The sequence below is a fragment of the Collinsella sp. AF15-51 genome, from assembly GCF_003462845.1.
GTDB lineage: Bacteria > Actinomycetota > Coriobacteriia > Coriobacteriales > Coriobacteriaceae > Collinsella.
On the sequence record NZ_QRYG01000020.1, the window covers coordinates 18,101 to 42,113 of the forward strand.

Below are 24,013 nucleotides of genomic sequence, written 5' to 3' on the forward strand. Positions count from 1 at the left end.
GCTGTTGTAGGTTCGAGTCCTACCCGGGGAGCCAGGTTGTAAAACCCGTCGCTTATGCGGCGGGTTTTTTCATGCCGCGACCACTTGACTCGAACGTTGCCATATCAACATTTCGTGTCGAGGATGTAATCCCGCGACCCACCACCTCAACATGGCGCGGTCGTTGTAGAATATTGCAATGATTGCTCCCACGACATGGTGCCGCGAGCACCAGATAAGGAGATTCTTGTGTCTGAGACCATTAACGGCAGCCTGAGCGTCTCGAACGACGTTATTGCCGATATTGCCGGTTATGCCGCGATGACGTGCTATGGCGTCGTCGGTATGGCTGAGCAGCTCCAAGGCGCCGAGAGCGTGCGCCTGCTTGCCGGTCAGCGCCTCCGCAAGGGCGTGCTTGTCTCCGCCGACGAGAACGGCCTTACGGTCGATCTTCACGTCGTGCTCGAGAACGGCGTCAACATGAAGTCCGTCTGCCACAACCTTTCGAGCTCCGTTGCCTTTACCCTGCAGGAGATTGCCCAAATCGATCCCGCCAGCCTTAAGATCGGCATCCATATCGACGCGCTCAAGAGCCGTCTGAACTAGCATCCGAAAACGGAGATTCAAATACCCATGATTGCAAAGACCATTCGCACCTGTTTTCCGATCGCTGCGGCTGCCGTTTCTGACAAGGCCGAGGAGATCAATAAGCTCAACGTCTTCCCCGTACCCGACGGCGACACCGGCACCAACATGTCGCTCACGCTCGCCTCGGTGACCAAGGAGCTCTCCGCCCTTCCCGCCGATGCCGACATGGAGGCCATTGCCGGCGCCATCACCCACGGCTCCCTGATGGGCGCCCGCGGTAACTCCGGCGTCATTACCTCGCAGATCCTGCGCGGTGTGGCCGAGGGCCTTGTCTCCGCCGACGAGCCCATTACGTCCGCCAACATCGCCTTCGCCTTCCGCCGCGCCGTCAAGGTCGCCTTCCAGGCCGTCCGTAAGCCCATCGAGGGCACGATTCTCACGGTGCTGCGCGATGCCTCGACCAAGGCCGACGAGTGCGAAAAGAAGAAGTTCTCGGCCGAGGACGCGCTCGATGCCATCGTCGTCGAGGCCTACCAGTCCGTCGCTCGCACGCCCGACCTGCTGCCCGTCCTCAAAGAGAACGGCGTGGTCGACTCCGGCGCCTTCGGCTTTGCCATCTTCTTGGAGAACTTTGTGGCTGCAGCACTTGGTCGCAGCACCGTTGTCGAGGATTTCTCCGCTACGTTCGATTCCGCTGGCTCTGCACGCGATGCCGCTCTTGGCCGCGTTGAGATCGAGGCCAACGACGATTGGGAGGGCTCGGAGTTCCGCTACTGCAACGAGTTCCTCTTTAAGGCCGACGCCCCGTTTGACGAGGACGAGTGCCTTAAGTTCCTGGGTTCCATGGGCGACTGTGAGCTGCTCGTGGGCGCATATCCCGACTACAAGATCCACGTGCACTCCAACACCCCGAACCTGGTGCTCGAGCACATGCTGCAGCTTGGCCAGATCTACGAGGTCTTTATCCACAACATGGAGATGGAGGCCCACGACCGTACCGCCAAGATCCACGAGGACCAGGAGAAGGCCGCCGAGCCCGCGAAGGCCCTGGGCTTTGTCGCCGTTGCCGCCGGTTCCGGCGAGGCAGACATCCTCAAGTCCCTCGGCGTTGACGTGATCGTGTCCGGTGGCCAGACCATGAATCCCTCGACTGCAGACCTGCTGGGCGCCGTCGACCAGGTCAACGCGACCTCGGTCATCATTCTGCCCAACAACGGCAACATCCGCATGGCCGCCGAGGCCGCTGCCTCTGCCTGCACCGACAAGAAGGTCGCCGTCGTTCCCACCAAGACCGTTCCGCAGGCCTTCTCCGCGCTGTTCGCGGTCCTGCCCGATTCCGAGCTCGAGGATGCCGTCGCCGCTATGGTCGACGCCATCAGCGAGGTCCGCGATGGCGAGGTCACCCGCGCCGTGCGCGACTCCAGTGCCTCCGACGGTTCGCCAATTCACTCCGGTGACGTCATGGGCATCATTGCCGGCTCCATCGACGTGGTCGGCTCCGACGTGAAGCAGGTCACGCTCGATTGCATCAACCGTATGCAGGAGGAAGAGGAGGGCGACGCGCTGACGATTCTGGCCGGCGAGGAACTGTCCGATGAGGCCTTCCAGGAGATCGTCGACGCTATCGAGGAGGCTCAGCCCGATCTGGAGATCGACGCCCATCGTGGCGAGCAGCCGCTCTATCCCGTGATCTTCTCGATCGAGTAGGCAACTGCCCATGTCCGAACTGTGCTCCGTGCCGCGCGTCTCGGAGCGCTTTGCCCAGAGCAATGCGCTCGACGAGGATATCGCGCGACTCAAATATGTTTCGGGTAAACGTGAGGAGGCCCTTCGCCGTCTGGGAATTCGGACGGTGGGGGACCTCCTTCTCCATATCCCTCATCGATACCTGGACTTTACGCGCTCCTGGTCCATCGAGATGGCGCCCATCGGTACCGTGTGTACCATCATCGCCACGGTCGATCGTATCGTCCAACAGCAGCCGCGTCCGCGCATGCAGGTGACCGAGGTCTCACTCGTTGACGAGACGGGCGTGCTGCAGGTCGCCTTTTTCCGCCAGCCCTGGATTGCCCAGCAGCTTAAGCAGGGCGACCGCCTAGCCGTAATGGGTAAGGTCGAGTTTGCCTACGGCTTTAAGCAGATGGCCTCGCCGCACTTTGAAAAGCTTGAGGAAGGGCGCGCCGCGGGCACTATCCTGCCGGTCCATTACGTGAGTGACGGCGTGAGTCAGGCATGGATGCGCCGTATCGTAAGTGGCGCGCTCGAGGCCGTCGGCAATCCCTTTGATCCCATTCCGGCACGCTTACGCGTTAAACGTCGCCTGATGAGCCATGCCCGTGCCCTTCGATCGATCCACTTTCCCTCGAGCATGGCTGAGCGCGAAATCGCGCGCGCACGGCTTGCCTACGAGGAGTGCCTCTACCTGCAGCTGGCGCTGCGCCTGCGCAACGACGGTGTCTTGGTCGAAGTCGCTCCCTACGCCCACGCCGCGGGCGAGCACCTGGCCGCGCTCAAGCAGGCCCTGCCGTTTTCGCTGAGCGACGAGCAGGAGGCCGCGTTCCAAGACATCCTGCGCGATATGTGCGATGTCGGGCGCGTGATGAACCGCCTGCTGCTGGGCGATGTCGGTACCGGTAAGACCGCCGTTGCCGCCTGCGCGCTGGCTGTGGCTGCCGATAGCGGCACACAGGCCTGCGTTATGGCGCCCACGGGCGTGCTGGCGCGTCAATATGCCGATAAGACCGGCCCTCTGCTCTCGCAGGCCGGCATGTCTTGGGCGCTTCTGACGGGTGCCACGCCGGCCGCAGAGCGCGAGCGCATCCATGCACAGCTGGAATCGGGAGAGCTCGACGTCCTCTTTGGAACCCACGCGGTCCTTTCGGATAACGTGGCGTTTAAGTATTTGTCGCTCGTAGTCATCGATGAGCAGCACCGGTTTGGCGTCGGCCAACGCAATGCCTTGCGCGCGAAGGGCCCCGGTGCCGATCTGCTCGTTATGACGGCAACGCCCATCCCGCGTACGCTGGCGCTTTCGGTCTACGGCGATCTGGACACGAGTATCATCCGCCATCGGCCCGTCCCTGGCGCTGGCGTGACGACACGCGTGCTTACCGAGTCGAGTCGCGACCTTGCCTATGGCGCCATCCGCGAGGCGCATGAAAAGGGTCAGCAGGCCTACGTGATTTGCCCGCTCGTGGAGCCGAGTGACTCGGCCGATGATCTGGAGGACGTGCCCGGTATCGCCCGCGACGACGAGGGCCGCGTGACGGTCCCTGTGCCGCTGCACGATACGGCGACCGAGCTCGATCGCCTGCGTCTGGCGTTGCCGGGTCTTGCCATCGAGCGCCTTCACGGCCGCATGCCAGCGGGGGAGAAGGACCAGGTTATCGATGCCTTTAAGCGTGGCGAGATTGACGTGCTCGTCTCGACTACGGTGGTCGAGGTGGGCGTCGACGTGCCTAACGCCACCGTCATGGTCATCGAGAACGGGGAGCGCTTTGGTTTGGCTGCTCTGCACCAGCTGCGCGGTCGCGTGGGCCGTGGCAGCGTGTCGGGCACGTGTCTGGTCATGACGCACTCCAAGGGCAACGGCGGCGCTTCGGCAGCACAAGATCGCCTGCAATCGCTCGAGAAGACCTCGGATGGCTTTACGCTCGCCCAGATGGACCTGCGTCTGCGCCACGAGGGCGAAATCCTGGGGTACCGCCAGCATGGCGGAGTGACCCTGCGCTTTGTCGACCTGGATGCCGACGAGGAGCTGATCGAGTGGGCCCATTTGGACGCGGTCGAGCTCTTGCGGTATGCTTGCAACCTTGACTCCGTGGCGACGCGCCCCCTGCGCGATGCGGTCGCCATGCGATATCGACACATTTTTAAGGAGGTCAGCGGAGGATGAGAATCATCGGCGGCGAATGGCGCGGTCGTAAGATCGAGGAGCCCCGTGGTCGCGATGTCACCCGCCCCACGACCGATCGCGTGCGCGAGGCATGCGCATCTATGGTCATGTCGGCATTCGACTTCGATCTGGATGAGGTCCGCGTGCTGGACGCCTTTGGCGGCTCCGGTGCCTTAGGGTTAGAGATGCTCTCACGTGGTGCCCGCTCACTCACGACGTTCGAGATCGATCGGAATGCCGCGCGGCTCATTACCAAGAATATCGAGTCGCTCTGCCGTGACCGTGCGCGTTGGCGCGTGGTAACGGGCGACATGCTGGCGAGCGCCTCGCGCGGTCGTGTGCCGGGCGGCCCGTTTGATCTGGTCCTGCTCGACCCGCCCTATGCTTTTGGTGCCGAGCCGGTCGAGGAACTGCTGCCGAACCTGGCTCAGCAGGGTCTGCTTGCATCTGGCGCTTATGCCCTGTTTGAGCATGCCGCCGCCGATGCGGGCGCGCATCCGGCAGGCTTTGAGATTGTGCGCGAGAAGCACTACGGCATTACCTCGGTCGACCTGCTTCGTTGGGTCGGCGATGACGATGGTGAGGGCGATAACGCCGGCACCGATGCTAACAACAACGATGCCACGACGTTTCAGGAGGACGCCCATGAATGACACCATCAACCGCGTGATCGTCCCGGGCACCTTCGATCCCATCACGTTTGGCCATATCGACGTCATCCGCCGCGCCCGCCGCATCTTTCCCAGCGTGATCGTCGCTGTTGCCGAGTCGCAGGGTAAAAACGGTGTGGGTACCACGTTTATGCTCGATGAGCGCGTGGCGCTGGCCCGCGAGGCGCTCGGTGATATCGACGGCGTCGAGGTCCTGCCCTTTACCGGCCTCTTGGTCGACTTCGCTCGCGAGCAGGGGGCGGGGGCCGTGGTCAAGGGCCTGCGCGCCATGACCGACTTTGAGTACGAGCTGCAGCAGGCAGATCTCAACTATCGCTTGGATAACGAGCTGGAGTCCATCTTTGTCATGAGTGCGCCGCAGTACGGCTATATCTCGAGCTCGGTCGTTCGTCAGATCGCCTCACTCGGCAGCGATGTATCGACGTTTGTCCCGCCCAACGTGGTCGAAGCGCTCAGACATCGCTTTTCGTGACGTTTTTTATTGCCTGGTGGCATGTGGTAAACTAGCACGATGATATGTTACCTATGAAAGGAGACCGGATGCCGGGCGAGAATTTTCCTGGCGATAGGATCGTCAGCTTGGTCGATGAGCTCGAAGGGCTGATCGAGGAAGCCAAGCCGCCTTTCGGCAAGAACGCTCAGTTCAAGGTCATCGACGCCGACGTGTTCTTCAACATCCTCGACGAGATCCGCATGAGCTATCCCGAGGAGTGGCAGAAGTCCCGCCGTATCCTTAAGGAGCGCGAGGAGCTTATGGCTTCCGCCGCCGCTCAGGCCGATTCCATCATCGCCGACGCTCAGCAGCAGGCCCTCACCATTGCCGGTGAGCAGGAGATCGTCCGCTTGGCACAGCAGCAGGCCGACGACATCCGCGATCGTGCCCAGCAGTACGAGCGCGAGACGCGTTATGCTGCCGAGGACTACGCAGAGCAGGTCTTTACGCACCTGGAGGAGAATCTCAAGAGCCTGACCGGCACCGTTACCCGTTGCCGTCAGCAGCTCAACGAGGGTGCCGCCCAACAGAATGGTCAGTGGTAATGGCTGAGTTCCCGAGCGTTACCGTCGATCTTTCCGAACAGCTCGAGTTTCCCGGAGATTCGTATCCGCTGACCGGCAAGGTCGATGTCGCCACCTATACGGTGGGCGAGAAGGAGTACCAGCTACAGGACGGCATCGACTACGACGTTGTCTTTACCAATGCCGGTACCGGTGTCTTGCTCACGGGCATGGTCCGCGCGCACGCCACCGGCGAGTGCGACCGTTGCCTGGAGCCCGCTTCGTTTGATATCGCCGGCGAGATCGAGGAGTTCTACCTCTTTGAGGAGCCCGAGGATCCCGAGGCCTACGAGGACGGCTACGAGCTCCTGGGTGAGGACCGCATCGTCGATCTGGGTGAGCCCATCAACGATGCCGTTGTCATGGACACGCCGTTTGTGGTGCTCTGCAAGTCCGATTGCCGCGGTCTGTGTCCCACTTGCGGTTGCAATCTCAACGTCGAGCAATGCGATTGCGCCACCCAGGCAGAGGCAGAATGGGCCGCTGCCACGGAAAATCCATTTGCAGCATTGAAGAATCTCAAGCTCGATGAGTAAAACTGTGGTAGTATCGCTACTTGCGCGTAATCGCCACACTGGATAGTTCATAAGGAAGGTCACTATGCCCGTACCTAAACAAAAGCAGGGTCGTATCCGCACTCACACCCGTCGTTCCGCCAACATGAAGATCTCGGCTGCGGCTCAGTCCACGTGCCCCCGTTGCGGCGCTGTCAAGCTTCCGCATCACGTGTGCCCCAGCTGCGGTTTCTACAAGGACCGCGAGGTTATCGTTACCGAGTAACGGTATACTCTGGATGCGATGCCGTTCCAAATGGAACCACAATGGCCGGCTCAATGAGTCGGCCATTTTTGTATAAGGAGCATGTATATGAGTAACGTTCGCGTTTGTGTAGACATTGTGGGCGGAGACGAGAAACCTCAGGTTGTTCTCGATGGTATCGAGGCTGCGCTTGCCGCCGATCCCGATATCGAGGTCTTGGCAGCTGGCCCCGCTGAAATCGTCAATCCCTTTGCTGCTTCCCATGCACGTGTTGAGGCTCTTGAGGCACCCGACGTTATCGCCATGGATGACGATCCCATTCGCGCCGTGATGACCAAGCGTAAATCGTCGATCGTGCTTGCCTGCCGCGCCATCAAAAAGGGCAACGCGGACGCGTTCTTCTCCGCCGGCTCGACCGGTGCCATGACCGCTGCCGCCACCGCCTATGTGACGCCGTTTAGATATATGGCCGAAGGCAAGAAGCAGCCGGTGCGTCCCTGTCTGACCAATGCGCTGCCCAATCGCGCCGGCGGTCTGACGGTGCTGTGCGATATGGGCGCCAACCCCGATGTCGAGGTCGATGACATGGTGCGTTTTGCCCAGATGGGTAGCGCCTATGCCCGCGTCGTCCTGGGCATCGAGCATCCCCGCGTGGGCCTGCTTGCCAATGGCACCGAGGACGAGAAGGGTTCCAACTTTACCAAGGCCTGCTTCCCGGCCATGAAAGCCGCCGTTCCCGGCTTTGTGGGCAACTGCGAAGGCACCGACCTCACCTCGGGCAATTTCGATGTCGTCGTTGCCGATGGCATGTCGGGCAATATTGCGCTCAAGGCCACCGAGGGCGCTGCCAAGTTTTTGCTGCAGGAACTCAAGGGTGCCTTTATGGCCTCGCTCGGCACCAAGATCGCCGCGCTGCTCATCAAAAAGCAGATGCGCGAGATTAAGGCCAAGCTCTCTGGTGATGCCAAGGGCGGTGCGATTCTTTTGGGCCTGCGTGGCGTGGTCCTAATCGGCCATGGCGCCACCTCGGTCGAGGCTGTTAAAAACGGTACGCTCGCGGCGGCCGAAGCCGTGCGCGCGGGGCTGGTCGAGAACGTCGCCAACTCCATGGACGGCATCGTTTTGTAAGAGCGAGTTAGAGCGCTGTTATGTGCCTCGCGGCCTGCTTCGTGGGGTAGAATCAGAACCGTGTCTTGGTACCGCCCGGGCGGTACCATTCTTTTGGTATTCATTCACTATGAGAGGAAGCGCTATGGACCGCTCCGAAATCTTCGACAAGATCGCCGAGGTCGCTGCTGACGTTCTGGGCGTCGATGTTGCCGAAATTAGCGATGAGACCACCTTTGACGATCTCGATGCCAACTCGCTCGAGCGCCTGCAGCTGGTTACGGCTATCGAGGACGAGTTCAACCTCGAGATCGATGACGAGACTCTGCTCTCGCTCAACTCTGTCGCCGACGCCGTCGACGCGATCGAAAACGCCAGGGAGGCCTAGGTCTTGGCTTTGTCTGAACGACTTACGCGTGCCCAGGAAATCCTGGGCCACGAGTTCAATAATAAGGTGCTGCTGCGCGCGGCGCTTACGCATCCCTCGGCAGTCGAGGGCCAGCCGGTTTCTGCCAGCTATGAGCGCCTTGAATTCTTGGGCGATTCCATTTTGGGCGCTGTGGTCGCACGCTCCCTGTTTGAGTCCTATCCGGAGTTTGACGAGGGCAAGCTCACGCGCCTGAAGGTGTCGCTTGTCTCGGGCGCTACGCTGTCCGAGGTGTCGCACGAGCTGGGTATCGACGACATCATCATCTTTGGTGCCTCCGAGACCGGTACCGGCGCGCGTGGCCTGCACTCGGCGCTCGAGAACGTCTATGAGTCGCTCGTGGGCGCGCTGTATCTGGATGCTGGCTGGGATGCGGCGGCGGAGTTTATCCACCGTACGCTTAAGCCCCATTTGGCCTCTGAGCGTGCCGAGCATCCTGCGAACCCCAAGTCGTTCTTGCAGGAGTGCGTGCAGGCAGACGGCCATGAGCCTCCCGCGTATAAGCTTGTTGGCTCCGAGGGCCCGGCGCATGCGCCCACCTTTACCGCCGTGGTGTTGATCGATGGTATTCGCCAGGGTCGCGGCTCCGGCTCCTCAAAGAAGGAAGCCGAGGGAGCCGCTGCACTCGAGGCACTTGACCGCATGGGCTACACCACCAACGGCGTGATTCTCAACAAGAAGCCTGTTTAAGCGAGGAACCGTGTATCTCAAGTCCCTCACGCTCAAAGGGTTCAAGTCGTTTGCCGACCGCGCCCATATGACGTTTGAGCCGGGCCTGACCGTCATCGTCGGTCCCAACGGCTCGGGAAAATCGAACATCTCTGACTCGATTCTGTGGGTCCTGGGCGAGCAGAGCGCCAAGCAGCTGCGCGGCCAGGCCATGGAGGATGTCATCTTCTCGGGCTCGTCAGCGCGCAAGCCGGTGGGTGTCGCCGAGGTCACGCTGGTGCTCGATAACTCGGACCATATGCTGCCCGTCGACTTTGACGAGGTCGCCATCACCCGTCGTATGTATCGCTCGGGCGAAAGCGAGTACCTCATCAACTCGAGTCCGTGCCGCCTGATGGACATTCAGGACATCCTGCACGATTCGGGCTTGGGCAAGGATACGCATTCCATCATCAGCCAGGGCAAGCTCGACGCCATTTTGCAGAGCCGCCCCGAGGAGCGCCGTGCCCTCATCGAGGAGGCCGCCGGCATCTCCAAGCACAAGCGCCGCAAGGAGCGTGCGCTCAAAAAGATTAATTCGATGGACGAGCACTTGACCCGTGCCCGCGACATCAATAAGGAGATCGCCCGTCAGCTGCGGCCGCTGGAGCGTCAGGTCGATCGCGCGCGCAAGTACAAAGAGCTGTCCTCGCGCGCGAACGAGCTTACGCAGATGCTGGCCGTCGACGAGCTTCGTTCGCTGCAGTCGCAGTGGAACGACTTGGAGAGCCGCTCCAAGGAGGGTGCTGCCGAGCTTGAGCTTGCGCAGTACCGCTTGGGCGAAAAGGAACGCGAGCTCGAGAAGTTCCAGGTCATGCTCGAGGAAAAGGGCCTGTTTGTGGGCGATCTGGGCGAGCAGCGCCGCCATATGCAAGACGTGGTCGGTCGCATTAACTCCGATATGCGCCTGCTCGAGGAAAAGGGCCACAATATGGTGTCGCGCCTGTCCGACATGCGCGGCCAGATCTCGAGCTCCGAGCATCAGCGTCGTCGCGTGGTCGAGGAGCTCGAGGATGCACGTGCGCAGCTTGAGGAAGTGACCGGCGCGCACATGCAGGCCCAGGAGGACGTTGACGCCGCTGGTCCTGCCGCCGCTGAGCTCCACGAGCGGCGCGTGGCGCTCGACAATCAGATTTCGCAGCTTACGCGTGAGCAACGCGATGTGCAGCGTGTGGCCGATAACGCGGCGCTCGAACTCGCCAAGGTGAAGGACTCGCTGAGCAACGCCGAGGTCGAGGACAACATGTACGCCTCGCGCCTGGAGCAGATTGATGAACAGCTCGAGGAGGTTACAGCATCGCTTGATAGCCGTCGCGACCGTGCTGAGGAGCTTGAGAGTGCCCTTGAGGCGGCTCGTCAGGCCCAGAACGATGCGCGCGAGGCCACCGAGGTCGCCCGTGCAGCCCTGAAGGACTTGCGTAATCGTGAGAGCGAGGCGCGCAACAAGCTGTCCGAGGTGCGCTCGGAGCTTGCCAGCCAAAAGAAGCTCGATGCCCGCATGGCAGACAGCTCGCCGCTGGTGAGCCGTCTGGTGGGCGCGCTGGGCGACGATGTCTCAGGCCGTCTGGGCGACGTGCTCGACGCCCCTCGTGAGCTTGAGGGCCTGGTTGAGCAACTACTTGCCGGCGATATCGATGCTCTTTTGTTTGATGATGCCGCTACGCTTGAGCGCGCCGGTCGTGCGGCTTTGGACCAAAAGAAGGCTTCGGGCGAGGCGCTGCTGATGGCGCGCGGCGTGAGTGGCTCTGCTGCCGCCGAGGGCGCTGCCGGTACGCGTCTGGTCGATCGTCTGTCCGTGCGCTCCGGTTATGGCCCGGTTGTCGAGGCCCTTCTCGGCGGCTATTACGTGGTCGATGACTTGGCTGCCGCGTTGGCTGCCCCTGTCGTTGACGGTGTGACCTACGTGACTCCCGATGGCGCCCGCGTGAGCTGTGGTGGTCTGGTGCGCGTGGGGCTCGATGCCGGCGAGGCTTCGGGTGCCTTGGAGCGCAAGCGCCGCATCCGTGAGCTCGAGGGCCTGGAACCCGATCTGGCTGCCATCTTTGAGCATGCTTCGGACCAAGTCGTTGAGGCCAACGCCGCCGTCGAGGAGGCACGTGCCGCCGAGGGCGATGCCGCCGGTGAGATCGCCCGTCTTGAGGGCGAGCGCCGCTCGCTGCTCTCCGAGATCGGCCGCTTGGAGCAAAGCGTCAACAATGCCGAGGTCGAGCGCGTGCGCATCTCCAAGCGCCGCGAGCAGGCCTCCGAGGCCGTTCGCGCTGCGCGCCCGCGCGTTGACGAGCTCACCCGTTCGCGTGACGAGGCGCGTGCACAGGCAAGCGACCTGGGTCTCCAGATTGCCGAGGCCAACGATGAGCTCGATCGCGTTCGCCGTGACGATTCCGAGGCCGCCGGTAAGCTCGCCGATGCCAAGGTGCGCCTGGCCCAGACGAGCGAGCGCCTGCGTTCGCTGAAGGGCCGCGTGCCCGACCTTGAGCATCGTCTTGAGGGCATCGACCGTCGTATCCGCGGAACACGCCAGGCTTCGCGCTCGCTCGAGCTGCTGCGCCTGCGCGTCGACCCCATGCACGAACGCTATTCTGCCCTGTTGGAACGCGCATCGGATTGGGCAGCGCGCCTGCGTGACCAGGCCTCTCTGGAAGAGGCGGACTCCGCTTCGCTCAAGAAGACCATCGAGGATGCCAAGGCCGGGGTCTCCCGTGCCAAGGAGCGGGTTGATGCCGCCACGGCGATGCAAAATGAGTTCAAGGTTGCGCGCGGCAAGCTCGAGGTGCAGGTAGAGGCGGCCATCAAGGCCATTACCGCCGACGGTACCACGGTGCTCGAGGAAGCGCTCATGCTGCCGGCGCCCACCGATCGCGATGCCGCCGAGCGCGAGCTCAACCAGCTTGTGCGCCAGATCAACAATCTGGGCCCCGTGAACCAGGTTGCCATGGAGGAGTACGAGCAGCTCAAGCGCCGCGCCGACTACATCGAGGAGCAGCTGGCTGATCTGGAGAGCGCGCGCAAGGCGCTCACCAAGATCACGGTGGCCATTGATCGCAAGATGCGCAAGGCGTTTCTGGTGACGTTTGAGAAGGTCGACGCGAACTTCCGCGAGATCTTCGCCATGCTGTTCCCGGGTGGCCAGGCTCATCTTGAGATGACCGATCCCGAGCATCCTGCCGAGACGGGCATTGAGGTTGTGGCGCAGCCGCGCGGCAAGCGCATTACCAAGATGATGCTCATGTCGGGTGGCGAGAAGAGTCTGACGGCGCTCGCCCTGCTCTTTGCCGTGTACCGCACGCGCACGGTGCCGTTCTATGTGCTGGACGAGGTCGAGGCGGCGCTTGATGACGCCAACCTGTCCAAGCTCATCGGAGCCCTCGATGTGCTGCGTTCCGATACACAGCTCTTGGTCATTTCGCATCAGCGCCGTACTATGGAGGACGCTGACGTTCTCTATGGCGTCTCGATGCAAGCCGACGGCGTCAGCCGCGTCGTCTCGCAAAAACTCGATCGCGAAACCGGAAAGGTCGTGAATGCATAATGGGATTCTTTGACGCTCTCTCGCGCGGACTTGAGCGCAGCCGCGAGGCCCTCAACGAGGTCTTCTACTTTGGCGGCGAGGTCGACGAGGACTTTTGGGAGGACCTTGAGGACACCCTCGTTATGGGTGACATGGGTGCCGAGGTCGCTATTCAGGTCTCCGATGACCTGCGCGATGCCGCAGCCAAGAAGAACCTCAAGACCGCACCGCAGCTTCGTCGCGCTCTGGCCGAGCAGCTTGAGCAGCACTTTGTGCCCATCGAGCGCGATCCGTTCTCCGATACGCCGAGCTGCGTGCTGTTTGTGGGCATCAACGGTGCCGGCAAGACCACGACGGTCGGCAAGATTGCGAGCGCCATGGCTTCCCGCGGCAAGAATGTCGTGATCGGTTCGGCCGATACCTTCCGCGCCGCCGCCATCGAGCAGCTCGATGTGTGGGGTCAGCGCGCCGGTGTTCCCGTCATCAAGCGCGACCGCGGCTCCGACCCGGCGAGCGTTTGTTACGACGTGCTCGACGAGGCCGACAGGCGCGGCAGCGACCTGGTGCTTATCGACACCGCCGGTCGTCTGCATACGAGCCCCGAGCTCATGCGCGAGCTCGCCAAGGTGGTCAACGTGACGCGTAAGCGCGCCGCCAATATGGCCGCCGGCCCCATGCCGGTTTCGGTCGTGCTTGTGATCGATGCCGCCACTGGTCAGAACGGTCTGAACCAGGCGCTTGAGTTTAACGAGGCGCTGGGCCTGGACGGTATTATCATGACCAAGCTCGACGGCACGGCTAAGGGCGGTATCGCCATGGCCGTGGCCGAGAAGCTCAAGCTCCCGATCCTGCGCATCGGCGTGGGCGAGCAGGTCGATGACCTGCAGGAGTTTAACGCCAAAGATTTCTGCCGCGCCCTGGTGGGCGAGTCCAACTAAGGAGTAACCAGTGTTTGATTCCCTGAGCGATCGCCTCAACGACACATTTGACCGCCTGCGCGGCAAGGGTAAGCTGACCGAGGCCGATATCACCTCGGCCATGCGCGACATTCGCATGGCGCTGCTCGAGGCCGACGTTAACTTTAAGGTCGTCAAGGAGTTCGTTGCTAAGACTAAGGAGCGCTGCATGACCGCCGAGGTCATGGAGTCGCTGTCGCCGGCGCAAAACGTCGTCAAGATCGTGCTCGACGAGCTCACCGAGATGCTCGGCTCCACCGAGAGCAAGCTCGTTTTTAGTAACCGCATTCCTAATGTCATCATGCTCGTGGGCCTGCAGGGCTCCGGTAAGACCACGGCTGCCGTAAAGCTTGCCCACCTGCTCAAGAAGCAGGGCCGCTCGCCGCTGCTCGCCGCGTGCGACGTCTACCGTCCCGCTGCTGCCGACCAGCTTGCCACGCTCGGCGGCGAGATCGGCGTGCCGGTCTTCCGCGGTGACGGCGAGCACCCGGTCGACATCGCCAAGGGCGCCATCCAGGAGGCCGTCGACCACCTGCGTGACGTGGTCATCGTCGATACCGCCGGACGTCTTCAGATCGACGAGCAGATGATGCAGGAGGCCGTCGACATCAAGAAGGCCGTCAAGCCCGACCAGGTGCTGATGGTCGTCGACGCCATGACCGGCCAGGATATCGTCAACGTGGTCTCGACGTTTGCCGAGCGCACCGACTTTGATGGTGTGATTATCTCCAAGCTCGACGGTGACGCCCGTGGCGGTGGCGCGCTTTCGGTGCGTCAGGTGACCGGCAAGCCCATCAAGTTTGTGAGCATGGGCGAGAAACCCGATTCGCTTGAGCCGTTCTATCCCGATCGCATGGCCAAGCGAATCTTGGGCATGGGCGACGTTGTCGGCATCATCGAGAAGGCCCAGGAGGCCGCCGATGCCGAACAGCTCGAGGCTGCCGAGCGCATGCTGCGCGAGGGCTTTACCATGAACGACATGCTCGACCAGATGAAAGCCGTCAAAAAGATGGGCGGCATGAAGGGTATCCTGGGCATGCTCCCCGGTGGCCAGCGCGCGCTCAACCAGATGGGCGGTAACCTGGACGAGGGCATCTTCGACAAGAACGAGGCCATCATCATGTCGATGACCAAGGAGGAGCGTCTGCGTCCCTCCATCATCAACGGCCAGCGTCGCGCGCGTATCGCCAAGGGCGCCGGTGTGACCCCCACCGAGGTCAATAGCCTTATGAAGCAGTGGGGCGAGATGAACAAGATGATGGGCCGCATGCGCACGATGGCCAATCAGGCACAGGCCGGCGGCAAGAAGGGCAAAAAGGGCAAGAAGGGCAAGAAGATGCGCATGCCCAATATTCCCGGTCTGGATGCCATGGGCTTGGGCGGCATGGGCGGCCTGGGAACGGGTGGTCCTAAGTCCGATATGGACCTGCTGCGCCAGATGGAAGCGCAGATGCGCAATAAGAAATAGGGCTGTAATTCCAGCTTGATATGGCAAAGGCCACTCGGAAGCTACCGGGTGGCCTCTGTTGTTGGCTTTGATAGTTGGGCTGCGTTCAGCGTCGCGCCCCGAGCTCGCGGTGCCGTGCCGTTAGTGGCAGCCGCAGCCCTCGTGGCCCTCGTGCTCGTGATGGCCGTGGCAGCTGCAGGACTCGCCATGTTCGTGGGCGTGGTCATGGCCGTGGCAGCCGCACGTGGCCTCGCCGTTCTGTGCGAGCGTTCCGGCGATAAGGGCCTCGACACAAGCGTCGCAGCTGCCCTGAGCTCCTGCGTACACCGTGATGCCGGCTTGGGCAAGCGCGTTGATGGCGCCACCGCCGATGCCGCCGCAGATGAGCGTGTCCACGCCACCGTTGGCGAGCAGGCCCGCAAGGGCACCGTGGCCGGTGCCGTCGGTGCCCACGACCTGCTCGTTGAGTACCTTGCCATCCTGAATGTCGTAGATCTTGAACTGCTCGCTGCGGCCAAAGTGCATAAAGATGTTGCCGTTGTCGTACGTGGTTGCCACCCTCATGGTGTAGACCTCCTTTGCTGGCCATGCGGCCGTCGTTGCGGTGATGGGGGAGTACGCGATATTGCCGCCCTCGATGACGAGCGCCCGCCCGTTGACCAGAGCGTTTGCCACCTTGCGATGTGCGCGGCTGCAGATGGCCGCCACGGTGGCGCGGGCGATGCCCATTTGCTGGGCGACGGCCTCCTGATTGAGGCCTTCCAGGTCGCACAGGCGCAGTACTTCGAGCTCATCGACCGTCATCTCGATGGCGTCTCCGCTGGCAAGGCCGTCGGGGGTAAAGCCGCGATATTCGGGGATGATCCCAACACGGCGTAATTTTTCGCGTCTTCCTGCCATACGTGCTCCAAATCTGACATATGTCAACAATAGAATAGCGAACGTGCGGATTTGTGCAAGGAATTTCTGGCATATGTCAGAAAATGAGGGCTTATGTTTGGGCTGTGGGGCCGCGTGCGCCTGGGCTACAATAAAAATTGCTTATAGGCGACTGACAGGAGGGTCAATGAGCAAGGCTGATCAACAGTTTGTAACCATGTGCCGCGATATTCTGGACCATGGCACCACCACCGAGGGCCAAAAGGTCCGTCCGGTGTGGGAGGATGGCACCCCTGCCTATACCATTAAAAACTTTGGCGTTACGGCGCGCTACGACCTGCGCGAGGAGTTTCCCGCGCTTACCTTGCGTCGTACGGCCCTCAAATCTGCCATGGATGAGATCCTATGGATCTATCAAAAGAAGTCCAATAACGTGCATGACCTCAACAGCCATATTTGGGACGAGTGGGCCGACGAGACCGGCTCCATCGGCAAGGCCTACGGGTATCAGATTGGCCAGAAGAGCCATTATACCGAGGGCGACTTTGACCAGATGGACCGTGTGTTGTACGACCTTGAGCATACGCCGTACAGTCGCCGCATCATGACCAACACGTACGTGTTTAGCGACCTTTCCGAGATGCACTTGTATCCGTGCGCCTACAGCGTGACGTATAACGTGACACAGCGACCGCAGGATGACAAACCGACGCTCAACATGATTCTCAACCAGCGCAGCCAGGACATTTTGGCCGCGAATAACTGGAACGTGTGCCAGTACGCCATCTTGCTGATGATGGTCGCGCAGTCGGTCGATATGATTCCCGGCGAGCTGCTGCATGTGATTGCCGATGCCCACATTTACGACCGCCATGTCGACATCGTCCGCGAACTTATCGAGCGTCCGCAGTTTGCGGCGCCCAAGGTAACGCTTAACCCTGATGTGCACGATTTCTACGCGTTTACGACCGACGACCTGATCGTCGAGGGCTACGAGCACGGCCCGCAGGTCAAGAGCATCCCCATTGCGGTATAGGTGGCAGGTATGACGTGTAAGCTTTCTGCCATCGTCGCCGTGTGTGACGACTGGGGCATTGGCTGCGAGGGCGATATGGTCGTGTCCAATCGCGCCGACATGCGCCATTTTGTGGCGTGTACCAAGGGCTGTCCGGTCATCATGGGACGCAAGACGCTGCTGAGTTTTCCCGGTGGACGTCCGCTCAAGAATCGTCGCAATATCGTGCTCACGCGCGACGAGGATTTTACGCCCGAGGGAGTCGACGTGGTGCATAGTATCGGCGAGGCGCTCGCCGCGGTTGCCGATGAGCCCGTTGCCTGGGTGATCGGCGGCGGCGATGTCTATCGGCAGTTTTTGCCGTACTGCGTGGAGGCCGAGGTCACGCATAACCACTGCGTCCATCCCGTGGACACGTACTTTCCCGACTTGGACGCCGATCCCGCGTGGGAAGTTGCGCGGCGCGAAGGGGTTGCCACGATTGCCGCGGGCGAGGGTGACGAAGGCCTCGATTATGAGTTCGTGACGTATCGTCGCGTTAGTGCTTAAATCACCTTTTGCCACGGTATTATCGGGTTGGAATGATTGAGGGGCGACGCCTGGCGTCGCCTCGTTGTATATAGATGCTGCTATTGGAAGGGTTCGGGCTGCTATGACTGATGCCGTTGAGGTGCTGCGAATCGATTCGCTCGAGGACGAGCGGCTCGATGCCTACGTGCGACTGACCGAGCGCGAGCTGCGCTGCGTGCTGGAGCCGCAAAAGGGCATCTTTATCGCCGAGAGCGCTAAGGTTATCGAGCGCGCGGTTCGCGCCGGATACGGGCCGGTGAGTTTTCTGTTGGGTGAGCGCTGGCTCGACCAGATGATGCCGCTGTTTGAGCGCCTGGTTGTGCGCGAGGGCGCGGGTCCGGTTCCTGTGTTCGTTGCCTCCATGGAGCTCATGGAGCAGCTGACGGGCTTCAATGTGACGCGCGGTGCGCTCGCGGCATTTCGTCGCCCGCGACAGATTCCGGTTGATGAGTTCTTGGGCGGCGTCGTCGAGGCGGCGGGGGAGCGCCCGGTGCGCGTGTGCGTGCTCGAGGGCATTGTCGACCATACCAATGTGGGCGCAATATTCCGCTCGGCGGCCGCGCTCAACGTCGACGGCATTTTGGTCAGTCCTACGTGTTGTGATCCGCTGTATCGTCGTTCGGCCCGCGTGAGCATGGGCACGGTGTTCCAGGTGCCCTGGACACGCATTGGCAGCGAAGCGCGCGTATGGCCGCATGATGGGCTGGCGGCGCTACACGATGCCGGCTTTTCGTGTGCCGCTATGGCGTTGACGGATGATTCGGTGTCGCTGGACGATCCCGCGCTCCAGGAGATTGACCGCCTGGCAATCTTTATGGGCACCGAGGGTGCTGGCTTGGGCGCCAAGACCATTGCAGGCTGCGACCGCGCCGTGCGTATTCCGATGGCGCATGGGGTCGATTCACTCAACGTGGCCGCGGCAAGCGCTGTTGCCTTTTGGCAGCTGTGCCCGCATGTGAGCAACGAGTACCACTACCAGCCGGGGCTGTATCACTAGGCAGATAGTTAGCACCGGGCTCTGGTTCGGGGCGTTTCGGCCGACGTCGGTCGGTGCTAAGCTGGTATTGGCTTTGGTCTTAAATTGCCGTTTTGTTGTTTGACGTACGCTGGTGGGGAGGGCGTGTGGCTAAGAAATCTACGGCTATCGATGTAACGCAGGGTGTCATTTGGCAACAGCTGCTGTCGCTGTGCGTCCCTATCTTCTTTAGCTCGTTTTTTCAGCAGGCTTACACGCTTATTGGTACGTATATCGTCGGCCAGTTTGGCGGCAAGCTCGCGCTGGGTGGCATTCAAGCCACGATGGTGCTCACCGAGCTCTGCATTGGCTTTTGCGTTGGCGTTGGCGCTGGCTGCGCGGTCATTACCGGTCAGTTTTTTGGTCAGCACGATGATGAGCGATTGAGTCGTTCGGTCCATACGGCCATGACGCTCGCGCTGGTGGGCGGTATCGTTTTCTCGATTCTTGGCATAGTGTTCGTTGAGCCCATGCTGGTACTTATGAACACGCCGCATGAACTATTGGCCGAGGGCGTGGCCTATGCTCGTTGCTATTTTGCCGCCATGGTTGCGGCGCTGCTGCTCAATATGGGAACGGCGCTGCTGCGCGCCGTGGGCGACACACGCGGTCCTGCTGTGATCATTGCTTCCGGCTGCCTTGTTAATGCGGTGCTGGATGTCATCTTCGTTGCCGTGCTTCATATGGAGGCTCTGGGCTGCGGCATCGCGGTGGCGCTGACCATTTGCTCCAACGCCACGATGATCGTGATTCGTATGATGCACGCTCCGGGTGCGTGGCGGCTTTCACTGTCCAAACTCTGCATTGATCCTGGCATTTGTAAGAGCATGATCTCGTGTGGTCTGCCGCTTGGCTTTCAGTCTGCTGCGTATTCGATTTCCAACGTTTTGATTCAGGTGTCGGTCAACTCGTTTGGTGCCGATGTCACCACGGCGTGGGGTCTTTCGGGCCGTTTGGATGGCATTGTCTGGATGGTTACCGAGGCGCTTGGCGTTTCGATCACCACGTTCTCGGCACAGAACTTTGGCGCGCGCAACTACGAGCGCATGCGCAAGGGCTACCATACGTCGCTTGTGCTGTCGTTTATGCTCATTGGTGGCCTGTCTGCCGTGCTACTGGTGTTCTCGGGTCCGTTGTCGCGTCTGTTTGTCGACGATGCTTCGATTTCGGCCTACACCACGACGATTCTTCATTTCATCGCGCCGTTCTACGCGATCTTCTCGATTATCGAAAACGCGTCCGGCTCCATCCGCGGCGCTGGCGTGAGCTTCCAGCCTATGATGCTCACGATTTTTGGCACCGTCGTGCTCAGGGTGATCTGGGTGTTTGCGATTATGCCGTTCGATCCGTCGCTTGAGCACCTGCTGCTGGTTTACCCCGTAACTTGGCTAATCACGGCCACGATGTTTACCATCTACCACCACAGCGGCAACTGGCTCGGCCGCGCCACCGCCTAATGATCCGAAGGGGACGGAGGAAAACGGATCATTGACCTGGCGATAAGGCAAAATGATCCGTTTTCCTCCGTCCCCTTCGGATCATTTAGTATTCGATGCCTTGGCGGGCTAGGAGGCCTTCGTCGAAGTAGTGTTTGACGGGGCGCATTTCGGTTACTAGGTCCGCGAGATCGGCCAGTGGCAGCAAGCCGCGGCCGGTGAGCACGAGCTCTGTGGTGGTCGGTTTCATTGCGATCAACGCTTCGACATCTTCGCGCGTCACAAAGCCTCGGCGCATGGCTTCTCCCAGCTCATCCAAGATCAGCACGTCGACCTGGCTAATCTGCTCGCGCGCCAGCTCCATGATCTGTGCGGCACAGGCTTCGGGCGTGTCGCGGTCGGCTTGTACGATGCGCAGACCTAAACGGGGCGCCGCATCATGCTCGGCGCAGTGCAGCTTCTTGGCAAACTGAAGCATGAGTACGTTAAGTCCATAGCCCGTGGCGCGCAGCGCAAGCCCCAGCGCAGCCGTCGTCTTGCCCTTGCCGTCGCCCGTATAGATTTGAACCTTGCCGACTCCCAGTGATGCCTTCTCTGTCCTTTCGTGCCCGGCGTCGGTTTATCGCCGTCCGGGTTGGGTATTCTAGAAAAAATTATCAACCCCAGTAGATGGAGTTCAAGCAGATGGAGATGGATGACAATAAACGTAGACGGAATATGATCCTCTACGTGCTCATCGCCTTCGTCGTCTACCTCGTGCTCTCGACCGTTCTGTTCCCCAACATCGGTCACACGCAGCAGATTACGAAGACCGATTACTCGACGTTTGTCAAAGCGCTCGATAAGAAGAGCGTCGACAAGGTCGAGTACAACACGGACGATTACACGATTTATTACACCAAGAAGGGCGAGGACGAGAATATCGCCTACAAGACGACCGGTGTGCCGAATGACGCGGGCTTTACCGATCGCGTGCTTGAGTCCGGTGCTTCGCTTGAGTCGGTCGTTCCCGATAAGAACTCGGGCCTGATGACCTACTACCTGCTCACCCTCATTCTTCCCATGGTGATTTTCTTCCTGATTGGCTGGTGGCTCAACCGCCGCATGAAGAAGGCCATGGGTGATGACGGTCCGTCGATGAACTTTGGCGGCGGTGGTTTTGGCGGCGGCGGACTGGGCAAGTCCGGCGCGCGCGTGATCGCCTCCAAGGACGTGGGCGTGACCTTTAAGGATGTCGCCGGCCAGGAAGAGGCTAAGGAGTCCCTCAAGGAGGTCGTCGACTTTCTGGAGAAGCCGCAGCGCTACGAGGAGATCGGCGCCAAACTGCCACGCGGCGCTCTCCTTGTCGGCCCTCCGGGTACCGGTAAAACCCTGCTCGCCAAGGCTGTGGCCGGCGAGGCGGGCGTGCCGTTCTTTAGTATTTCTGGTTCTGAGTTTGTTGAGATGTTTGTCGGCCGCGGCGCCGCTAAGGTTCGCGACCTGTTTAAGCAGGCCAAGGAAAAGGCCCCGTGCATCGTCTTTATCGACGAGATCGATACCATCGGCAAGAAGCGCGATGGCGGCGGCTTTAGTGGCAACGACGAGCGCGAGCAGACGCTCAATCAGCTGCTGACCGAGATGGATGGATTCGATAACCACAAGGGTATCGTCGTCCTCGCTGCGACCAACCGTCCCGACAGCCTTGATCCGGCCCTGCTGCGCCCCGGCCGCTTCGACCGCCGCATCCCCGTTGAGCTGCCCGACCTGACCGGTCGCAAGAATATCCTTGAACTGCACGCCAAGAGCGTGAAGACGCAGCCGCCGATCGACCTGACCGCGATCGCCCGCGCCACGCCTGGCGCCTCGGGTGCCGACCTGGCCAACATCATCAACGAGGGCGCCCTGCGCGCTGTCCGCGAGGGTCGCAAGCGCGCCACGCAGGATGACTTTGAGGAGTCGGTGGAGGTCGTCATCGCCGGCCAGCAGCGTAAGTCCACGGTGCTGTCCGATCACGAGAAACAGGTCGTGTCCTATCACGAGATCGGCCATGCCATCGTTGCCGCCCGCCAGAAGGGTTCTGCGCCGGTTACGAAGATCACCATCGTGCCGCGTACGAGCGGTGCTCTGGGCTACACCATGCAGGTCGAGGAGGACGAGCGCTTCTTGACCACGCGCCAGGAGGTGCTCGACAAGCTCGCTGTCTACTGCGGCGGACGTGCTGCCGAGGAGCTCATCTTTGGTGAGATGACGACTGGCGCGGCCAATGATATCGAGCAGGCCACCAAGCTCGCCCGCAACATGGTGACGCGCTTTGGTATGTCGGAAGAGTTTGGCATGATGGCGCTCGGTACCGTTCAGAATGCCTACCTCAACCAGGACACGTCGCTCACCTGTGCCCCCGGTACGGCCGAGCGCGTCGACGCGATCGTCGCCAAGCTGATCGAGGACGCACATGACCGCGCCCTGCAGATCCTCAAGGAGAACAAGTTTAAGCTCCATGAGCTGGCTCGTTATCTGTACAAGAAGGAGACGATCACGGGCGAGGAGTTCATGAATCTCCTCACGCGCGAGAATCCGCTGATGCCAAAGCAGCAGTAAGGCTGGTTGCACAACGTCGAACGCCCCATTTGAGTTTCTATCTCAAATGGGGCGTTTTGTTTGGGAGGGATATGTATGAAGATCGTGGTGAGTGCCTGCTTGATGGGAGAGAGCTGCAAATATAACGGGCTCGACAATTACCATCGCGCGTTGGTCGAGGCCTGCGAACGCACAGGGACCGAGGTCCTGTTGGTGTGCCCCGAGGTTTTTGGCGGCTTGCCCACACCGCGCAAGCCGTCCGAGATTGTGAATGGCGAGGTTTGTACCTGCGAGGGCATCTCGGTCGATCGCGAGTTTCGCCAGGGTGCTCAGCGCGCGCTCGATATGTGCGAGCAGGCGGGCGGCCCGTCCGAGATCGTTGCGTGCATTTTGCAGGACCGCAGCCCCTCGTGCGGTACGGGTCACGTCTACGATGGCACCTTTAGCGGTACGCTCACCGCGGGCAATGGTGTTTTTGTCGATCTGCTGCTGCGTCACGGGTACCGTGTGATTCCGGCTAGCGAGTTCGATCCCAGCATGCTGGAACATTGTCCACAGCACTCGAACCCAACACTTCCTCACGGGTGACCGTTTTGGCATCATCCGTGAAGTTGATATTGAGTGCGACCCGGTCATCAAAGACGTAGACCGAGTTGACAGGCGCCGTACCCAGGCAGCCCCTCCCCACGGCCCTCGCGCAGGAACGCGCACACGGCCTTCCCGTCTCTTGCGCCTCTCCCGGAACTGTCCACATCAGCGTAGCCAATCCAGTCCGCCAAGGGCTGCAGCCCGGACAACGCGGCGATGGAGGGCTTCTTCGGCCTGCTCAAGAAGGAGTTCTGGCACGGCAGGGACTGGTCGGACTGGACCCCCGCCCGCTTCATCGAGGAACTCGGGGGCTGGATCGGCCGATACAATACGGAGAGGCGCAGCGATGCGCTCGGCGGCCGCACGCCGGCCGAGTTCCGCTCCGCGCTGGGAAGGGCCGCGTAACGGTCCAAGAAATCGTCCGCAGTCCCCATTCTTGCCCCTTTGGGACGGCTTCTTGTTGGGGCGTGCCTGCCTCAAACCCTGCTAGGAACGAGTGCAGCAAACTGGAATTTTAAATTACTCTTTGCAAATAACCTTTGAACCTTCACCATCAATTACAATTCCCTGACGATTGTTAATTGGGCATAGATTCAAATCCGAAAACTCAGTTATTATTTTCTCGGTAACTTTCTTAAATGGTGCTGTAAGAAAATGCGGAAGAACATAGAAATCAATCAAATTAAGCCCTGCATCATCTTCTTGTGAGTAGTCCTCCGGCTTTTCATCCATTTGCTCGATATATTGGATGCTTGGAGCGCATACAATCGCACCTGCCGATTCACCAATCATCAGTTTTCCTTTGGCTCTGTTAGACCAAATTTGACACGATCGGCTGTTCGTCGAACCGGAA

24 protein-coding genes are annotated in these 24,013 nt (G+C 60.8%); 21 read left to right on the top strand and 3 right to left on the bottom strand.

Annotated features, from left to right (window positions below; all coding sequences use genetic code 11):
* Positions 1-195 precede the first annotated feature (195 nt).
* The 14 genes from DWW51_RS08795 (at position 196) to ffh (ending at position 15,122) form a co-directional block, all read left to right on the top strand.
* Entirely contained in the window at positions 196-585 is a 390-nt protein-coding gene (locus tag DWW51_RS08795; protein ID WP_187361832.1) for an Asp23/Gls24 family envelope stress response protein, read from the top strand.
* Between the two features lie 27 nt (positions 586-612).
* Positions 613-2,274: a DAK2 domain-containing protein gene (locus DWW51_RS08800; protein WP_117774237.1), complete on the top strand. Its 1,662-nt coding sequence runs from the start codon at positions 613-615 to the stop codon at positions 2,272-2,274.
* Between the two features lie 10 nt (positions 2,275-2,284).
* Entirely contained in the window at positions 2,285-4,462 is a 2,178-nt protein-coding gene (gene recG, locus DWW51_RS08805) for an ATP-dependent DNA helicase RecG (protein WP_117774238.1), read from the top strand.
* On the top strand, positions 4,459-5,115 hold the full coding sequence (gene rsmD / locus DWW51_RS08810) for a 16S rRNA (guanine(966)-N(2))-methyltransferase RsmD (protein WP_117774239.1): 657 nt from the start codon (positions 4,459-4,461) through the stop codon (positions 5,113-5,115). Before recG ends, rsmD begins: the two co-directional genes overlap by 4 nt.
* Positions 5,108-5,605, top strand: coding sequence for a pantetheine-phosphate adenylyltransferase (coaD, locus tag DWW51_RS08815; protein ID WP_117564151.1), 498 nt, complete (start codon positions 5,108-5,110; stop codon positions 5,603-5,605). The genes rsmD and coaD overlap by 8 nt, the downstream gene beginning before the upstream one ends.
* Before the next feature lie 68 nt (positions 5,606-5,673).
* Positions 5,674-6,171 carry an ATPase gene (locus tag DWW51_RS08820; RefSeq protein WP_040358176.1) on the top strand — a complete coding sequence of 166 codons (498 nt, stop codon included), beginning with the start codon at positions 5,674-5,676 and terminating at the stop codon, positions 6,169-6,171.
* A complete protein-coding gene (locus DWW51_RS08825) occupies positions 6,171-6,725 on the top strand; it encodes a DUF177 domain-containing protein (protein WP_117774240.1) in 555 nt (184 codons plus the stop codon). Before DWW51_RS08820 ends, DWW51_RS08825 begins: the two co-directional genes overlap by 1 nt.
* Before the next feature lie 64 nt (positions 6,726-6,789).
* Complete coding sequence (gene rpmF, locus DWW51_RS08830) at positions 6,790-6,969, top strand: 50S ribosomal protein L32 (RefSeq protein WP_022094017.1); 180 nt, start codon at positions 6,790-6,792, stop codon at positions 6,967-6,969.
* An 87-nt stretch (positions 6,970-7,056) separates the two neighbouring features.
* Positions 7,057-8,076, top strand: coding sequence for a phosphate acyltransferase PlsX (plsX, locus tag DWW51_RS08835; RefSeq protein WP_117629287.1), 1,020 nt, complete (start codon positions 7,057-7,059; stop codon positions 8,074-8,076).
* Between the two features lie 124 nt (positions 8,077-8,200).
* On the top strand, positions 8,201-8,443 hold the full coding sequence (locus tag DWW51_RS08840; RefSeq protein ID WP_055309519.1) for an acyl carrier protein: 243 nt from the start codon (positions 8,201-8,203) through the stop codon (positions 8,441-8,443).
* A 3-nt stretch (positions 8,444-8,446) separates the two neighbouring features.
* Positions 8,447-9,172, top strand: a complete 726-nt coding sequence (gene rnc, locus DWW51_RS08845) for a ribonuclease III (protein ID WP_117637759.1) — start codon at positions 8,447-8,449, stop codon at positions 9,170-9,172.
* A 10-nt stretch (positions 9,173-9,182) separates the two neighbouring features.
* Positions 9,183-12,719, top strand: a complete 3,537-nt coding sequence (gene smc / locus DWW51_RS08850; protein WP_117646446.1) for a chromosome segregation protein SMC — start codon at positions 9,183-9,185, stop codon at positions 12,717-12,719.
* Complete coding sequence (gene ftsY, locus DWW51_RS08855; protein ID WP_117629291.1) at positions 12,719-13,636, top strand: signal recognition particle-docking protein FtsY; 918 nt, start codon at positions 12,719-12,721, stop codon at positions 13,634-13,636. Before smc ends, ftsY begins: the two co-directional genes overlap by 1 nt.
* Positions 13,637-13,646: 10 nt before the next feature.
* On the top strand, positions 13,647-15,122 hold the full coding sequence (gene ffh / locus DWW51_RS08860; RefSeq protein WP_117774241.1) for a signal recognition particle protein: 1,476 nt from the start codon (positions 13,647-13,649) through the stop codon (positions 15,120-15,122).
* Positions 15,123-15,242: 120 nt separating this feature from the next.
* On the opposite strand, the gene DWW51_RS08865 is transcribed toward ffh, so the two are convergent.
* Positions 15,243-16,001: a DUF134 domain-containing protein gene (locus tag DWW51_RS08865; protein ID WP_117774242.1), complete on the bottom strand. Its 759-nt coding sequence runs from the start codon at positions 15,999-16,001 to the stop codon at positions 15,243-15,245.
* A gap of 166 nt (positions 16,002-16,167) precedes the next feature.
* Between DWW51_RS08865 and thyA the strand changes: the two genes are divergently transcribed.
* The 4 genes from thyA to DWW51_RS08885 all read left to right on the top strand — a co-directional run bounded on the left by thyA (position 16,168) and on the right by DWW51_RS08885 (position 20,037).
* Complete coding sequence (gene thyA, locus DWW51_RS08870; protein WP_117774243.1) at positions 16,168-17,016, top strand: thymidylate synthase; 849 nt, start codon at positions 16,168-16,170, stop codon at positions 17,014-17,016.
* Between the two features lie 9 nt (positions 17,017-17,025).
* Positions 17,026-17,544 (top strand): dihydrofolate reductase, encoded by a 519-nt coding sequence (locus DWW51_RS08875; RefSeq protein ID WP_117774244.1) that lies wholly within the window; start codon positions 17,026-17,028, stop codon positions 17,542-17,544.
* A gap of 103 nt (positions 17,545-17,647) precedes the next feature.
* Positions 17,648-18,562, top strand: coding sequence for an RNA methyltransferase (locus DWW51_RS08880; protein WP_117774245.1), 915 nt, complete (start codon positions 17,648-17,650; stop codon positions 18,560-18,562).
* Between the two features lie 125 nt (positions 18,563-18,687).
* Entirely contained in the window at positions 18,688-20,037 is a 1,350-nt protein-coding gene (locus DWW51_RS08885) for an MATE family efflux transporter (RefSeq protein ID WP_117647336.1), read from the top strand.
* Between the two features lie 85 nt (positions 20,038-20,122).
* On the opposite strand, the gene DWW51_RS08890 is transcribed toward DWW51_RS08885, so the two are convergent.
* On the bottom strand, positions 20,123-20,599 hold the full coding sequence (locus DWW51_RS08890) for a cob(I)yrinic acid a,c-diamide adenosyltransferase (RefSeq protein WP_117774246.1): 477 nt from the start codon (positions 20,597-20,599) through the stop codon (positions 20,123-20,125).
* A 101-nt stretch (positions 20,600-20,700) separates the two neighbouring features.
* Here DWW51_RS08890 and ftsH point away from each other — a divergent pair, with 101 nt between their 5' ends.
* From ftsH to DWW51_RS08910, 3 genes are all read left to right on the top strand, one after another.
* Positions 20,701-22,593 carry an ATP-dependent zinc metalloprotease FtsH gene (gene ftsH, locus DWW51_RS08895; protein WP_187364973.1) on the top strand — a complete coding sequence of 631 codons (1,893 nt, stop codon included), beginning with the start codon at positions 20,701-20,703 and terminating at the stop codon, positions 22,591-22,593.
* A 75-nt stretch (positions 22,594-22,668) separates the two neighbouring features.
* Complete coding sequence (locus DWW51_RS08900) at positions 22,669-23,160, top strand: DUF523 domain-containing protein (protein WP_117765687.1); 492 nt, start codon at positions 22,669-22,671, stop codon at positions 23,158-23,160.
* Between the two features lie 177 nt (positions 23,161-23,337).
* Positions 23,338-23,565 carry an IS3 family transposase gene (locus tag DWW51_RS08910; protein WP_369831449.1) on the top strand — a complete coding sequence of 76 codons (228 nt, stop codon included), beginning with the start codon at positions 23,338-23,340 and terminating at the stop codon, positions 23,563-23,565.
* A gap of 114 nt (positions 23,566-23,679) precedes the next feature.
* Here the strand turns inward: DWW51_RS08910 and DWW51_RS08915 are convergent.
* Positions 23,680-24,013 (bottom strand): Type 1 glutamine amidotransferase-like domain-containing protein (locus tag DWW51_RS08915; protein WP_197032235.1); only part of this gene is annotated, 334 nt, incomplete at its 5' end.

Bases quoted from the DNA above. Each gene is read 5' to 3' on its own strand.
- DWW51_RS08795 (WP_187361832.1), top strand. From the start codon at position 196: ATGGTGCCGCGAGCACCAGATAAGGAGATTCTTGTGTCTGAGACCATT.
- DWW51_RS08800 (WP_117774237.1), top strand. From the start codon at position 613: ATGATTGCAAAGACCATTCGCACCTGTTTTCCGATCGCTGCGGCTGCC.
- recG (WP_117774238.1), top strand. From the start codon at position 2,285: ATGTCCGAACTGTGCTCCGTGCCGCGCGTCTCGGAGCGCTTTGCCCAG.
- rsmD (WP_117774239.1), top strand. From the start codon at position 4,459: ATGAGAATCATCGGCGGCGAATGGCGCGGTCGTAAGATCGAGGAGCCC.
- coaD (WP_117564151.1), top strand. From the start codon at position 5,108: ATGAATGACACCATCAACCGCGTGATCGTCCCGGGCACCTTCGATCCC.
- DWW51_RS08820 (WP_040358176.1), top strand. From the start codon at position 5,674: ATGCCGGGCGAGAATTTTCCTGGCGATAGGATCGTCAGCTTGGTCGAT.
- DWW51_RS08825 (WP_117774240.1), top strand. From the start codon at position 6,171: ATGGCTGAGTTCCCGAGCGTTACCGTCGATCTTTCCGAACAGCTCGAG.
- rpmF (WP_022094017.1), top strand. From the start codon at position 6,790: ATGCCCGTACCTAAACAAAAGCAGGGTCGTATCCGCACTCACACCCGT.
- plsX (WP_117629287.1), top strand. From the start codon at position 7,057: ATGAGTAACGTTCGCGTTTGTGTAGACATTGTGGGCGGAGACGAGAAA.
- DWW51_RS08840 (WP_055309519.1), top strand. From the start codon at position 8,201: ATGGACCGCTCCGAAATCTTCGACAAGATCGCCGAGGTCGCTGCTGAC.
- ftsY (WP_117629291.1), top strand. From the start codon at position 12,719: ATGGGATTCTTTGACGCTCTCTCGCGCGGACTTGAGCGCAGCCGCGAG.
- DWW51_RS08865 (WP_117774242.1), bottom strand. From the start codon at position 16,001: ATGGCAGGAAGACGCGAAAAATTACGCCGTGTTGGGATCATCCCCGAA.
- thyA (WP_117774243.1), top strand. From the start codon at position 16,168: ATGAGCAAGGCTGATCAACAGTTTGTAACCATGTGCCGCGATATTCTG.
- DWW51_RS08875 (WP_117774244.1), top strand. From the start codon at position 17,026: ATGACGTGTAAGCTTTCTGCCATCGTCGCCGTGTGTGACGACTGGGGC.
- DWW51_RS08880 (WP_117774245.1), top strand. From the start codon at position 17,648: ATGACTGATGCCGTTGAGGTGCTGCGAATCGATTCGCTCGAGGACGAG.
- ftsH (WP_187364973.1), top strand. From the start codon at position 20,701: ATGGAGATGGATGACAATAAACGTAGACGGAATATGATCCTCTACGTG.
- DWW51_RS08900 (WP_117765687.1), top strand. From the start codon at position 22,669: ATGAAGATCGTGGTGAGTGCCTGCTTGATGGGAGAGAGCTGCAAATAT.